Genomic DNA, 13,485 nt, shown 5'->3' on the forward strand with positions numbered 1-13,485 from the left:
ATTTGCAGGTCATGGATTGGGATAGGCTGCAATATTTCCTGTTCGTCGCGCGCCACGGCACGCTCGCGCGCGCCAGCGCGGCGCTGCATGTCGATGCGACGACGGTGAGCCGGCGGGTGAGCGCATTGGAATCCGCGCTCGGCCAGACGCTGTTTGAACGCGCGCCGTCGGGGTTTGTCTTGACCGCGGCGGGCCGGGCGCTCGTCCCGCACGCCGAAGCGATGGCGGCGGCAGCGGCGCGCATCCATTCGGCACGCGAAGATGCGTCGGCGCTGTCGGGGCAGTTGCGCGTCAGCGTATCCGAAGGCTTCGGCAACAGTTTCATCGCGCCGCGACTGGCAGGTTTTGTCGCGGCGCATCCCGAACTGGAGATCGACCTTGTCGCCTCGTCGGGGTTTTTGAACCCGTCGCGGCGCGAGGCCGATATGGCGGTGCTGCTCGCGCGACCGCGCAAGGGACCGCTGATCACGCGCAAGCTGTCCGACTACAGCCTCGGCATCTATGCGCCCGCAGGCCGCCCCGACTGGCAGACGGCGGTCGCCGCCGCGCCGCTGTCGCGCACGGGCATCCCGGTGATCGGCTATATGCCCGACATCCTCTACGCGCCCGAACTCGATTATCTGGGCGAGATCGAACCGGGGCTCCGCGCGACCGTACGCTCGTCGTCGATCCTCGCGCAGCGGCGGATGATTGCGGGCGGTGCGGGGGTCGGTGTGCTCCCCTGCTTCCTCGCGAGCGGCGACCCGGCGCTCGTCCGCGTACGGCCCGAACAGACAGTGGCGCGCGCCTTCTGGCTCGCGCTCCACCGCGACGTTGCACCACAGCCGCGTATCCGCGCGTTTATCGACTGGCTCGACGCGGAAGTGCGCGAGAGCCGGGGGTTGCTGGTGCCGGCTTAAGCCGGACGCCAGTCGGAAGCGATCAGGCCCCCCTCGCCGAACAGTCTTTCCCGCGCATCGGGACCGGCCGCCGCTTCGCGCAGCTGATCCGCGAGCGGATCATCGATCGGATTGTCGCTGCGCAGGAAGGCGATCCACGCGGCAATCGCGGCTTCGAGCGAGGGGCAACGCTGCCCGCGCGTCTGATGCCAGGCGAGCGTTTCGAGCCAGCGCTGCGGGATCTTCTGGCTGCCGTCCATCGCGATCTGGATCAGCCGATGGTGGAGCGTTGGATTGGCGAAGCGATCGAGCAGCGCGCCCGCATAGGTCGACAAATCCTGCCCCGGCGCCGCGTCGATCGTCGGCGCGGCCTCCTCGCGCATCAGCCGTTCGATGACCGGGCGGACATCGGGATCGGCGATCGCCTGGTGGACGAACGCATGCCCCTTTCCCAGCCCGATGTAGGCGAGCGCCGAGTGCGCACCATTGAGCATGCGGAGCTTCGCGGTTTCATAGGGCGCGACATCGGCGACCAGCTCGGCGCCGACCGTTTCCCAACGCGGACGCGGGCCGGCGAAATCATCTTCGATCACCCACTGGCTGAAGCCTTCGGTGATGACTGCGCCTTCGTCGCGAGCGCCGAGCGTGGCTTCGACAGCGGCGCGATCGGCTTCGGTCGTCGCGGGGACGATGCGGTCGATCATCGTCGCGGGGCAAGTGCATTCGCCATCGAACCATGCCGACAGATCGGGGTGATAGGCGGCAAGATATTCGCGCATCAGGCGGCGCAGCACCGCACCATTGCCCGCCAGATTATCGCAGCTGAGCAATGTGATACCGCGCAGCCCGGCCGCCTTGCGCGCCGCCAATCCAGCGGCGACAAAGCGATAGAGGCTCGAGGCGCCGACTGCGGCGGCAAGATCGAGCGATCCGTCGGCGCGGCGCAGATAGCCTTTTTCGGTGACCGTGAAGCTGACGATATGCGTCGTCGGCGCGGCGATGGCGTCGATGACGGCCTGTGGATCGTCGGCCGCAACGAGCACGCGCTGCACGGCGCCGATCATACGCAATTCACTGCCGGCCGCGCTGCGGGTGTTAACCGTATAGAGCCCGCCCTGAGCGTTCAGCTGTGCCGCGACATCGCCCGAGCGCAGCGACACGCCGACGATGCCCCAATCGCGATCGCCAGCAGCCATCGCGTCATCGGTGTAGACCGCCTGATGCGCACGGTGAAAGGCGCCGATCCCGATATGGACGATACCCGCCGCCTGCGCGGCGCGGTCATAATCCGGCCCCCGCACCGAGGCCGGAAGCGGCGTCTGCGCCGACAGCCTCACAGCTTGTACGCGGCCTTCGCGAGATTGTAGCTGAGGTCGGTCGCGAGTTCGGCCGCCTCCCATTCCTCAAGCCTGTGTTCGGCGACGAGCTGCGCCAGAAAGCCGCAATCGATGCGCCGCGCGACATCGTGGCGCGCCGGGATCGACAGGAAGGCGCGCGTGTCGTCGTTGAAGCCGACACTGTTGTAGAAGCCCGCGGTTTCGGTGGTCTGGTTGCGGAACCTTCGCATCCCTTCGGGACTGTCGTGAAACCACCAAGCCGGGCCGAGCTTGAGCGCGGGATAATGACCAGCGAGCGGCGCGAGTTCGCGGGCGTAGCTCGTCTCGTCGAGCGTGAAGAGGATGATCGTCAGCCCCGCCGCATTGCCATATTTGCCGAGCAGCGGGCGCAGTGCGTGAACATAGTCCGTCGCCATCGGGATGTCGGCGCCCTTGTCGCGGCCATAATGGTCGAACAGCCACGGGTTATGATTGCGGAAGCTGCCGGGGTGGATCTGCATCACCAGTCCGTCGTCGACGCTCATCCCCGCCATCACCGTCAGCATATGTGCGCGGAACAGTTCGGCATCGGCGGCGCGCACCTCGCCGCGCGTCACGCGCGCAAACAGGGCTTCGGCCTCGGTCTTGGTGAGGTCGGCAGTCGCAGCGGTCGGATGGCCATGATCGGTCGAGGTCGCGCCCATCTCGGCGAAGAAGGTACGGCGATTGCGGTGCGCCGCGAGATAGCCCGAATAGCTGTACGCATCCTCGCCCGAGAGGTCGGAGAGCCGCGCGAGGTTGGCGTAAAAACCTTCGAACTCGGGATCGACGACAGGGTCGGGGCGATAGGCGGTGATGACGCGCCCACCCCATTCGCCGCTTTGGTTCGCGGCGCGAACGACCGCGTGATGCTCGAGCGCATCGAGCGGGCTCTCCGTCGTCGCGATCACCTCGATGTCGAAACGGTCGAACAGCGCGCGCGGACGGAAAGCGTCGGTCGCCAGCGCTTCGGTGATCCGGTCGTAATAGAGATCCGACGTCGCCGCATCGAACTGCACGTCGATCCCGAACGCCTCGGCGAACACCCAGTCCATCCACATCCGGGTCGGCGTCCCGCGAAACAGATGATAATTTTGCGCGAACAACCGCCAACTCTCGCGCGGATCGGCGTCGGGGTTGCGGATGCCGAGCGCGTCGAGCGATATGCCCTGCGAATAGAGCATGCGGAACACATAATGGTCGGGGTGGAGCAACAGCTCCGCCGCATTGCCGAAGGGCGCGTTGGCCGCAAACCAGCTGGGATCGGTGTGCCCGTGCGGGCTGACGATCGGCAGGCGCGCGACCTCGGCATAGAGCCGGCGCGCGATATCCCGCTGCGCCGGGTCGGAGGGGAAAAGCCGGTCGGGATGCAGGTTCAGCGGACGGGTCATGCCGGAGCCGCTTCGCTCTCTACCGTGACCGGCGCGAGACGCGGGCTGAGCAGATGCACCGCAAGCACGGCGAGGAAATAGACCGTGGTGCATGCCGCGAAGATGACCGTGTAATTGCCCCCCGTCGCATCGAGCACGAGCCCCGTCGACTTCGCCATGATCATGCCGCCAACGCCGCCCGCAAAACCGCCTAGCCCGATCACCGATCCGACCGCGCGCTTGGGGAACATGTCGGGAGGGATCGACAGGATCGTCGACGAAAAGGCCTGATGTCCCGCGAGCGCAACGCCGATCAGCGCCACCGCGAGCCACATATTGTCGAGCCCGGTCACGAACAGCAAAGGCAGCACACAGCAGCCCGCACCGATCATCGTGACCTTGCGCGCGAAATTGACGCTATGCCCGCTCTGGATCAGCTTCGACGAGACCCAGCCGCCCAGGATGCTGCCGACGTCGGAGAGCAGGTACATGATGATCATCGGCAGCAGCACGACCTTCAAATCGACGTCATAGGTGCTGCTGAAATATTTGGGCAGCCAGAAGAGCATCAGGAACCACACCGGGTCGGTCAGGAATTTGGCGACCGCGAACGCCCACGCCTCGCGCTTGGTAACGATGCGGCCCCAGCCGATGCGCTCGACCTTTTCGGGTGGATCATGCTCGATCCACGCGAGTTCGGCTTCGCTGACCTTCCCGCTTTCGCGCGGGTTGCTGTAGAGCCAGAGCCAGAGGATCAGGAGAAGGACGCCGAAAGCGCCGGTGTAAATGAAGGTTTGGCGCCAGTCGAAACCGAGCACGCGCATAAACAGCGCCACCGTCGGCGCGGTCAGGATCACGCCGATCGTCGTCGCACTGTTAACCCAGCCGATCGCGTAGGAGCGTTCCTTTTGCGGGAACCATTCGCTCGACGCACGCACGACCGAGGGGAAATGCCCCGCCTCGCCGACACCGAGGATGACGCGGGCCAGCATGAAAGAGGCGATCGACGCGGCGAAGCCATGCGCGATATGGCCGATCGTCCAGATCGAGATGGCGATGCTATACCCGATCTTGGGACCGAAGCGGTCAATCAGCCAGCCCATAGCCAAGAAGCCCAAGGCATAGGCGGCCTGAAAGGCGGTGACGATGTTGCCATAGTCATTTTCGCTCCACCCGAGCTCGGTGCCGAGCGTCGGCGCGAGCAGGCCGAGCATGGTGCGGTCGATATAATTGACCGTGGTCGCGGCAAACAGCACCGCGACGATCAGCCAGCGGTAACGCCCCGACCTTGGCACCGGCGTCGCCGTCCCTCCGTCCGCGAATGCCTGTGCCATAATCCTCTCCCGTTATTTGGCTTTATTAGCTTTTGATCGAGCAGCCGACGCGGATTTTTCCGTCGAACAGTGCTTCGGCACGCTGGCCCGGCCTGATTTCATGAATACCGGTAATCGCGCCGGCCGAAACCCAGGTCCCGGGCGGAATAGCTATGCTGCGCCCACGCAGGGTGTTGATCAGAAACAGCGCCGAGCCGAAGGGACCGTCGAGCATGGCCTCCATCGTCGCCGCACCGACGGTTTCGCCGTCGATCGCCATTTCGACCGGCATATGGATGAGGTCGACGTCCCGCCAGCCGGGGATCGACGGGCCGAGGATCAGGCCCTTGTTGTTGCCATAATCCGACGCGGTAACCGCAGGGCCGTGAAGGTTGATTTCGGGAAAGGGCGAGCTCGCGATTTCGATGCCCGTGCGGACGTCGGCGATGCATTCGCGGACGCTGTCGATGTCGTAATCGCGCGTGCCGACGTCGCCGAAGCACAGCAGCACCTCGGCCTCGGCCGCGGCGAAGCCATCGGCATAGACCGCCATCACCGGCTCATCGGCACCGTCGAAAATCTCGTCGGCAAAGATCGGTCCGGTCAGGCGGTTGCCGCCGTAACGATCGACGAGTTCGGCCGCGATTCGTCCGACCTTCCACCCACCGATGCGCCGACCGTCGAACGCGATCGCACTGTCCTGGATCGCATAGGCCTCGGCCATCGTCTTTGGCATCGCGCCGGGATAGGCGGTAAGCGGTGTCTTACCCGCACGCGCGTCGATTAATGCACGCGCCACATTCTGTTGATCGCTTGTCGCCAGCATCTTTCTCATTTCCCTCTTCCGCTAAGCCGTGTAAGAGACACCGGTGTCAAAGGCAAGCGAATATCGGATGTATGACAAATTCCCGCGCCATGGCAGGAGTTGAGCGGCAATGACCGCCAACGGGCTCCATGCGATCCGCGTCCACGAAGCGGATAATGTCGCGACAGCAATCGCCGATCTGGCGGCCGGCGATGCGCCGCTTGCCGATACGAACATCCACGCCGCCGTCGCGATCGGCCGTGGGCATAAGATTGCGCTGGCACCGATTGCGCGCGGCGAAGCGGTGATCAAATATGGCTTCACGATCGGGACCGCGACCACCGACATCGCCGCCGGCGAACATGTCCACAGCCATAATCTGGCGACCGCGCTAAGCGGTAGTGGTGATTATCTTTATGCACCGGATGCCGGCGAAGCGGCACGGGATGCCGGATCGGCGCGGACTTTCAGCGGCTATGCCCGCCCCGACGGCCGCGTCGGCACACGCAACGAAATATGGATCCTTCCGACCGTAGGCTGCGTCGGCAACCTCGCCGCGCGTGTCGCGCGGATCGCAGGTGCGCGCCACGCCGGACGCGTCGACGGAATCCATGCGTTCAAGCATCCGTTCGGCTGTTCGCAACTTGGCGACGACCTTGGTCACACACGCGCCTTGATTGCAGCGCTCGCGCAGCATCCCAATGCCGGCGGGGTACTGATCGTCGGCCTGGGGTGCGAAAGCAACCAGCTCGGCGCGCTGCTCGACCTGATTCCGGCGGACCGCCGCGCGCATATCCGCACGCTGTCGGCGCAAGCGGTCGAAGATGACGACGCTGCATGCCTCGCGCTCGTCGACGAATTGGTCGATGGCTGCGCCAATATGTCCCGCACCGAAGTTTCGCTGTCGCGACTGGTGCTCGGCGTGAAGTGCGGCGGATCGGACGGCCTGTCGGGGCTGACCGCCAACCCGCTCGTCGGGCGGATGGCGGACGCCGTCGCAGCGGCGGGCGGCAAGGTCATACTGACCGAGATCCCCGAGATTTTCGGCGCCGAGCAGATATTGATGGACCGTGCGGTATCGCGCGGGGTGTTCGACGACACCGTCGCGCTGGTGCGCGATTTCAAGGATTATTTCATTCGCAACGGCGAACCGGTGAGCGAGAATCCCTCGCCCGGCAATATCGCCGGCGGAATCACTACGCTTGAGGAAAAGTCGCTCGGCGCGGTGCAGAAGGGCGGCAAGGTGCCCGTCGTCGATGTCCGCCGCTATGGCGGCGAAGCGACCCTGCCGGGCCTCACCTTGCTCGAAGCGCCGGGCAATGATGCGGTATCGTCGACCGCGCTGACCGCGGCGGGCGCGACGATCATCCTGTTCACCACCGGGCGGGGAACGCCGCTCGGCTTTCCGGCCCCGACGCTGAAGATCGCGTCGAACAGCGCGCTGGCGGAGCGCAAGGCGGGCTGGATCGATTTCGATGCCGGCGCGGTTCTCGATGTGGGGTCCGACAGTGCGGCGGACGCGCTGCTCGATCTGATCGTCGCGACCGCTTCGGGCGGCTCGACCAAGGCCGAGGCCAACGAAGAACGCGACATCGCGATCTGGAAATCGGGCGTGACGCTTTAGCCGAGCGCGCGGAAGGTGAAGTTGCGGAAGCGCGCCTCGCCCTGCCCCGCCGAATAGAGCCCGGGGCGCAGCATCAGGAAGCCGCCGCGCACATTATGGTGGTATCCCGAGACCTCCATACCGCGGTCGAAACGGACCCAGGTCTTTCCGCCATCGCCGCTCGTGTCATAGGTGACGATATGCCGGTCGTTCGTGACCCGCATGCGCATGGTGCGGCCGTGCGGGTTGGATGGGCGCGCGCGTTCGATGCCATATTGGTGCGTCACGAACCGCTCGCCGTCGAAACCGAGCCCGCAATAGAGTTTCTCGTCGTAGAAGAGGATTAGCCCCGCGGTGCCGCCGGGCGCGATCTCTATATCGCATTCGAAGCGATACGCCTGATCGCCCGCAATCAGCAGCAGGGGCGACGAATCGACCGGCGCCGTGCCACGTCCCTTGAGAATCAGCGCGCCGTCTTCCACGCGCGCGCGGCTGCGTTCATCGGCGGCGGGCTTGAAGAAATTCCATTTCGCGCCAAGCGCGAGCATGGCAAAATTATCCGACAGCGCCATGCCGTGCGGGCCCGCGATCGTTCCGCCCTTCGGCTTGGCGATCGGCCGCGACAAGTCGCCGCCCTTCATCCGGAACCAGCCATCGTCGGTCCATTCGATCGGGTCGAGCAAAGCCTGTCGCCCGAGAGTCCAATAGCCATTCTCGAACCCGTGATACACGCTCCACCAGTCGCCGGCGGGTCCTTCGACCAGCGTCGCATGCCCGCGCGACCACCATTTTTCGGCGGCCGACTTGGTATGGACGAGCGGGTTGGCGGGGCAATTTTCCCACGGACCGTGGATCGATTTCGAGCGCGCCGCGATCACCATATGCCCCGTCGGCGGCCCCGCTGTGCCGCCGACCGCGGTGATCATATAATAATAATCGCCGCGCCGCGTGATCTTCGGCCCCTCGGGCGCGAAGCCTTCGACGACCCAGTCCGCGGGGTAGCGCCAAGGGTCATAGACATGCTCGGGTTCGCCGACGCGCGACAGGCCAACGTCAGACAGGCGCACGCGATCGCCGCCCGACAGGAAGAGCCAGCGCGACCCGTCCTCGCCGACCGCGTGACCGGGGTCGATATGGTTCGGCAGATTGAGATCGACGGGCTCGCTCCACGGCCCTTCGATCCTGTCGGCCCAGATCACCCAACTCGTGTTCGGGCCTTTCGTGGGGATGTAGAGATAATAGCGGCCCTTGTGCTTCACCAGCTCGGGCGCCCAGACCGACCCGATATTCTTGTGGAGTGCGGGGCCGATCGGGCGCCAATTCACAAGATCGCGCGAATGCCAGATGACCAGCCCCGGGTAGGAGTCAAAGGTCGAGAAGGTCATATAATAATCGGCGCCGTCCTTCAGGATCGACGGATCGGGATGGTCGCCCGCCATGATCGGGTTGAGGAAGCGCCCGTCGCCGAGATCGGCCTTGCGCTGTCCGTCGAAACCCTTGGCCCAGCCCGGAACCGGAGACGATGCCGCGGGTGCCGCCCATGCGGCGGGCGCGGCCAGGCCCGAAAGCCCGGTTGCGAACAGACCGCCCCCGGCGAGCTTGAGCATATCGCGGCGATCGGTCACGCGTGTCTCCTTGAAAAAAGAAAGGCCCGGTCTCCTGAAAAACGGAAACCGGGCCTCACCGGGACTAACCCGTTCGCGTCAGATCTTGACGCGCGCGCCGAACAGGAAGGTGCGGCCGAAGTGGTTATTCTCGTAATTGCGGTCGGCATCGATATCGGTGAAGCGATAACGATATTCGTCGGTCAGGTTGATGCCCTCGATCGAGATTTCGATATTGTCGGTGATCGCATAGCGCATCGACGCATCGACGTTGATCGTCGAGCCATAGCCTTCGAACACATTCCCCGTCCCGCTGTTGGCGTCCGCATAACGGCTGCGATAGCTGATCGAAGCACGTGCGCTGAACTTGCCGTCGTCATAATAGAGCGTGCCGTTATAGGCGCGCTTCGACAGGTTGAAGAGCGTGCCGTTACGGATCGCGCCGACATTGGCGCCGCCGGGAACGATCGACGGTCCGGCGACCGAATAGTCGGCGTCGGAGTCGACGAAGGTCGCGTTCACGATGCCGCCGAAGTTCGACAGGAAACCCGGCAGGAACTTGAACGGCGCCTGCAGCGAGAGCTCGATACCCTTCAGGCTGGCACCCTCGCCATTGCCGATCGAGGTGATCGTCCACAGCTGGCCTTCGGGATTGATCGATGCCGGGCTGCTCGGCGGGATCACCGACGTTGGCAGCCCGGTCGAGGCGAAAGTGCCGCTCGCCGTAGTTGCGACCGGGAAGCTCGCGACATCCTTCTTGAACAGCGCGACCGAGAAGATCGACTGCGGCGCGAAATACCATTCGAACGCGAGGTCGTAGGAGGTCGCACGGAACGGATCGAGGAACGGGTTACCGTAGTTGATGCGATAGTTGAACCCGTCGACCGACCCGCCCGGGGTCAGGTTACCGAGCGTCGGGCGCGTCATCACATCGGCGACCGCGGCGCGGATGATGATGTCGTCGTGCGGGAACAGCGCAAGGTTAACCGACGGCAGCCAGTCCTCGTAGCTGCGCTTCACCGTCACCGCGGTGCCGCTGTTGAGCCCGCTCGACGTCTGGTCGGTGTGAACGTAGCGCACACCGGCGTTGAGCGCATAACGCAGGCCGCCGAGTTCGCCCTTTGCGTCGAACTGGAGATAGCCGCCCGTGACCTCTTCACGCACCGCGCGGTTGTTACCGGCATCGAGCACCGGGACGCGATCGTAAAGTTTGGTGAAGGCGGTTCCCGTCTCGAGATTCGGGACGAGCCATTCGGTGGTCGTGCCCGACGGCTGCCCCGCTTTGCCGAGCGTGAAGAGCTGCGACAGCTCGGGAGTCACGGTAAAGCCATAGACTGCAGACGGCCCGAAAACGTTCGAACGCGAGCAGTTGAGCGTGCCGAGCACGCGATCGACCCCGCCGTCGCCGCACACCACCGTGTCGCGTGTGTAGGCGATGCTGGCGAAGTCGAAGCGGCGATAGACGCCCCCGGCTTTCACCGTAAAGCCATCGGTCAGATCCCATTCGGTGCGCAGCTGCACCGTGCGGAACTTGTTCTCGACCTCCGACGGACGGTCGCGGATTTCGGCGAGCTGGAAATTCGCCGGATTGGTGACACTGGTGCCGAAGGTCAGCTGCGGGCGCGCCATGTCGCTATAGTCGTAACGATAATCTTGCGCATCGCGGTCGTCGAAAACGAGCGTGGTTTCGAGCGGGATCGACGCGGTCGATTTCGACAGGCCGCCGAGCAGGGTGAAACGGAACGTGTCGCTGACATCCTGATCCCAGGTGGCGCCGACCTGCCAGAATTCGGTCTTTGCCTTGCGCAGATAATGTTCGGTGCGCACCCAGGCATCGTCGAGCGTCGCCGAGATCAGATTGTTATCCTCGTCGATCTCATAGTCGCTGATGTTGATCGAGCGTTCGTTGCTGCGCAGCAGCACTTCGCCCCACTGCTCGCGGCGTTGGTGCTTGAAGCGCGAATAGAGCGCGTCGAGCGAAATTTTCGTCGCATCGGTCGGCTCGAACTGGACCGATCCGGTAACACCGAGCCGCTTCTTGTGATGCGCGATTTCGCCATAACGCGGGATGCGCGGATGGAAGGCGAGCGCAACCTCGTTGCACGCAGCGCTCGGGACATAGGTGCCGCCCGAATTGGCGGCGGTCCAGCAAGGCGTGCCGTCGACCGAGTCGAAGCGCGCCTGCGCCCAGCGGACCGAATTATTGCCGAGCTCGAGCGTCTTCTGGTCCGAATAGGCGACCGAGACCGCCGCACCGAAGGTTCCAGCGTCGTTGACCCAGCTGAGCAGTCCGGCGACGCGCGGCCCGACCTTTTCGGACAGGTCGTTGTAACTGCCCTGCGCCGAGAGCGCGCCGGTAAAACCGCTCTTGCCGCCAAGCGGATTGCCGGTGTTGAGGTCGACGACGGCGCCGAGCGACCCTTCGTCAAGCTCGGCCGATGCGGTCTTGTGCACGACGATCGAGGTGAAGAGTTCGGAGGCAAAGACGTTGAAGTCGAACGCGCGGTCGCGGTTGGCCGACGCGCCGTCGGTCGAGGTCGCGACGGTTTCGAGCCCGTTGACGCGGACACGCGTGAATTGCGAACCAAGCCCGCGCACCGTGATGCCGCGGCCTTCACCGCCATCGCGCTGGATCGTGATGCCGGGAATGCGCTGCAGCGATTCGGCGAGGTTCTGGTCGGGGAATTTGGCGATGTCTTCGGCGACGATTGCATCGACCGCAGCGACCGATTCGCGCTTCACGTCGAGCGCCTTGTCGAGCGAAGCACGGAAGCCGGTGACGACGATCTCGTCCTCGCTTGCGACGTTCTCGTCGGCGGTAGCAGCGTCCTGCGCATAAGCGGGCGAGACCGCCAGCACGGCCAGCGATGCACCGCACGCCAATTTCGTCAGGGCGCGCACGCTCCGCATTGCATGAATTGCCATTATCATCCTCCCTTATCGCCCCGTTGCTCCCGCTCGCGCAAGAATGACACCGGTTACTTTGCTGGACAAAACGATTTGGCGAACCGTTTTATCCGTCGATTTTTCAGAGAGTGAGATTGGCCGCCGCCATGCGCGACGAACCGGATCAGACCCTCTCCCTTGGAAATATTTTCTCGTTGACCGATTGGGGTAACCGGTGTCAGAAAGATTGCGGATTGCGACGAACATGTCAATACCCCAATGACGAGGAGAGACGGGATGCCCAAAAAGCCTTGGATAACTGCGCTTTTTCTGGCCCTTAGCTTGTCATCGGGTTCAGCGATGGCGGCAGACATGGCGGCACTCGCCTTCCCTGGCGCGGTTGGTCCGGCGGCGCAGACTCCGGGTGGACGCGGCGGCCAGATACTGCGCGTGACCACGCTCGCACCCGATGGCCCGGGGTCGCTGAAGGCAGCAATCGAGACGCCGGGGCCGCGCATCATCGTGTTCGAGGTCGGCGGCGTGATCGACATGGGCCGCACGACAATCGAGATCAAACATCCGTTTCTGACGATCGCCGGCCAGACCGCGCCGGGGCCCGGCATCACGCTTATCCGTACGGGGATCGACGTAAAGACGCACGACGTCGTTATGCGCCACCTGCGCATCTACACCGGCGTCGACGGCCAGCCGAAGCGCAGCGGTTGGGAGGCCGACACTTTCTCGACCGTCGCGGCGCATAATGTCATCATCGACCATTGTACTTTGATGTGGGGGATCGACGAGAATATGTCGGCGTCGGGGCCGCGATTCACCGGAAAAACGGTTGAAGACTGGCGCAAGGGCACGAGCCACAACATCACCTTTTCGAACAATCTGGCGGCCGAAGGGCTGGCCGACGCCAGTCATCCGAAGGGCGAGCATAGCAAGGGATCGCTGATCCACGACAATGCGACCGGCATCGTCTTTTACCGCAACGTCTGGGCGCATAATGTCGAGCGCAATCCGCTGATCAAGGGTGGCGGGCAGGCGCTGATGATCAACAACCTGATCTATAATCCGCAGCATCGCGCCGTGCATTACAACCTGATGAACCTCGAATGGGTCGGGCACGATTATGTGACGGGGCAGATCACCGCGATCGGCAATGTCATGCGCGGCGGCAACGACACCGACAAAAATCTGCCCTTCCTGATGCTCGGCGGCGACGGCGACCTCGAATATTATGGCAAGGACAATCTGCATGTCGACCGGCATGGTGAACCGCTTCCCGAAGTCGGTCGCTATGGCGAGACACAGGCGAAGCTGATCCGGACCAAGGCACCGCTCGCGCCGGTGAGCGGCTACAATATCCTGCCGGTGCGCGATGTCGAAACATCGGTGCTGTCGACCGCCGGCGCGCGGCCCTGGGCGCGCGACGGCGAAGAGATTCGTGTCCTCTTCTTCGTCGCCGAGGGGCGCGGCGAGGTGATCGACGACGAAAAGGAAGTGAGCGGCTATCCCAAGGTCAAGGAGGTCCGCGCGCCTTTTGTCGCGGCCGAATGGGATCTTGCGACGATGGAACCGAAATCGGGCAGCTATCCGGGCCAGACCGCGCCGTTGCCGCAGGAAAATCTGTCGGCGCGCGACCGCGCGTCACGGACGGCGAACTGA

At 64.2% G+C, this 13,485-nt stretch carries 9 protein-coding genes; 3 read left to right on the forward strand and 6 right to left on the reverse strand.

The features are described from left to right. Positions 1-11 precede the first annotated feature (11 nt). Positions 12-899 carry a LysR family transcriptional regulator gene (locus GGC65_RS13255; protein WP_192647603.1) on the forward strand — a complete coding sequence of 296 codons (888 nt, stop codon included), beginning with the start codon at positions 12-14 and terminating at the stop codon, positions 897-899. Here the strand turns inward: GGC65_RS13255 and GGC65_RS13260 are convergent. The 4 genes from GGC65_RS13260 to GGC65_RS13275 are packed head-to-tail and all read right to left on the reverse strand — an operon-like array spanning position 896 to position 5,715. Further along, a complete protein-coding gene (locus GGC65_RS13260; RefSeq protein ID WP_318780165.1) occupies positions 896-2,215 on the reverse strand; it encodes a mannitol dehydrogenase family protein in 1,320 nt (439 codons plus the stop codon). The two genes, GGC65_RS13255 and GGC65_RS13260, sit on opposite strands and share 4 nt — an antisense overlap. Beyond that, positions 2,212-3,624, reverse strand: coding sequence for a glucuronate isomerase (gene uxaC / locus GGC65_RS13265; RefSeq protein WP_192647605.1), 1,413 nt, complete (start codon positions 3,622-3,624; stop codon positions 2,212-2,214). The genes GGC65_RS13260 and uxaC overlap by 4 nt, the downstream gene beginning before the upstream one ends. Beyond that, on the reverse strand, positions 3,621-4,937 hold the full coding sequence (locus GGC65_RS13270) for an MFS transporter (RefSeq protein ID WP_192647606.1): 1,317 nt from the start codon (positions 4,935-4,937) through the stop codon (positions 3,621-3,623). The genes uxaC and GGC65_RS13270 overlap by 4 nt, the downstream gene beginning before the upstream one ends. Positions 4,938-4,962: 25 nt before the next feature. Continuing rightward, positions 4,963-5,715 (reverse strand): 2-keto-4-pentenoate hydratase, encoded by a 753-nt coding sequence (locus GGC65_RS13275; protein ID WP_318780166.1) that lies wholly within the window; start codon positions 5,713-5,715, stop codon positions 4,963-4,965. 136 nt (positions 5,716-5,851) lie between these two features. Here GGC65_RS13275 and GGC65_RS13280 point away from each other — a divergent pair, with 136 nt between their 5' ends. Then, the gene (locus GGC65_RS13280) at positions 5,852-7,345 is read left to right on the forward strand and encodes a UxaA family hydrolase (protein ID WP_192647607.1); all 1,494 of its coding nucleotides are present in this window, start codon (positions 5,852-5,854) and stop codon (positions 7,343-7,345) included. On the opposite strand, the gene GGC65_RS13285 is transcribed toward GGC65_RS13280, so the two are convergent. Together GGC65_RS13285 and GGC65_RS13290 are read right to left on the reverse strand one after the other, a co-directional pair. Then, positions 7,342-8,931, reverse strand: a complete 1,590-nt coding sequence (locus tag GGC65_RS13285) for a family 43 glycosylhydrolase (RefSeq protein WP_192649529.1) — start codon at positions 8,929-8,931, stop codon at positions 7,342-7,344. The genes GGC65_RS13280 and GGC65_RS13285 overlap by 4 nt on opposite strands. Before the next feature lie 96 nt (positions 8,932-9,027). After that, the gene (locus tag GGC65_RS13290; RefSeq protein ID WP_192647608.1) at positions 9,028-11,853 is read right to left on the reverse strand and encodes a TonB-dependent receptor; all 2,826 of its coding nucleotides are present in this window, start codon (positions 11,851-11,853) and stop codon (positions 9,028-9,030) included. Between the two features lie 333 nt (positions 11,854-12,186). On the opposite strand from GGC65_RS13290, the gene GGC65_RS13295 reads away from it, so the two are divergent. Next, positions 12,187-13,485, forward strand: coding sequence for a pectate lyase family protein (locus tag GGC65_RS13295; protein WP_413052728.1), 1,299 nt, complete (start codon positions 12,187-12,189; stop codon positions 13,483-13,485).

This window comes from Sphingopyxis sp. OAS728 (genome assembly GCF_014873485.1).
Taxonomy (GTDB): Bacteria; Pseudomonadota; Alphaproteobacteria; order Sphingomonadales; family Sphingomonadaceae; genus Sphingopyxis.

Coding starts and splice junctions, on each gene's coding strand:
- GGC65_RS13255 (WP_192647603.1), top strand. CDS start 12: ATGGATTGGGATAGGCTGCAATATTTCCTGTTCGTCGCGCGCCACGGC.
- uxaC (WP_192647605.1), bottom strand. CDS start 3,624: ATGACCCGTCCGCTGAACCTGCATCCCGACCGGCTTTTCCCCTCCGAC.
- GGC65_RS13270 (WP_192647606.1), bottom strand. CDS start 4,937: ATGGCACAGGCATTCGCGGACGGAGGGACGGCGACGCCGGTGCCAAGG.
- GGC65_RS13280 (WP_192647607.1), top strand. CDS start 5,852: ATGACCGCCAACGGGCTCCATGCGATCCGCGTCCACGAAGCGGATAAT.
- GGC65_RS13285 (WP_192649529.1), bottom strand. CDS start 8,931: ATGCTCAAGCTCGCCGGGGGCGGTCTGTTCGCAACCGGGCTTTCGGGC.
- GGC65_RS13290 (WP_192647608.1), bottom strand. CDS start 11,853: ATGGCAATTCATGCAATGCGGAGCGTGCGCGCCCTGACGAAATTGGCG.
- GGC65_RS13295 (WP_413052728.1), top strand. CDS start 12,187: ATGGCGGCACTCGCCTTCCCTGGCGCGGTTGGTCCGGCGGCGCAGACT.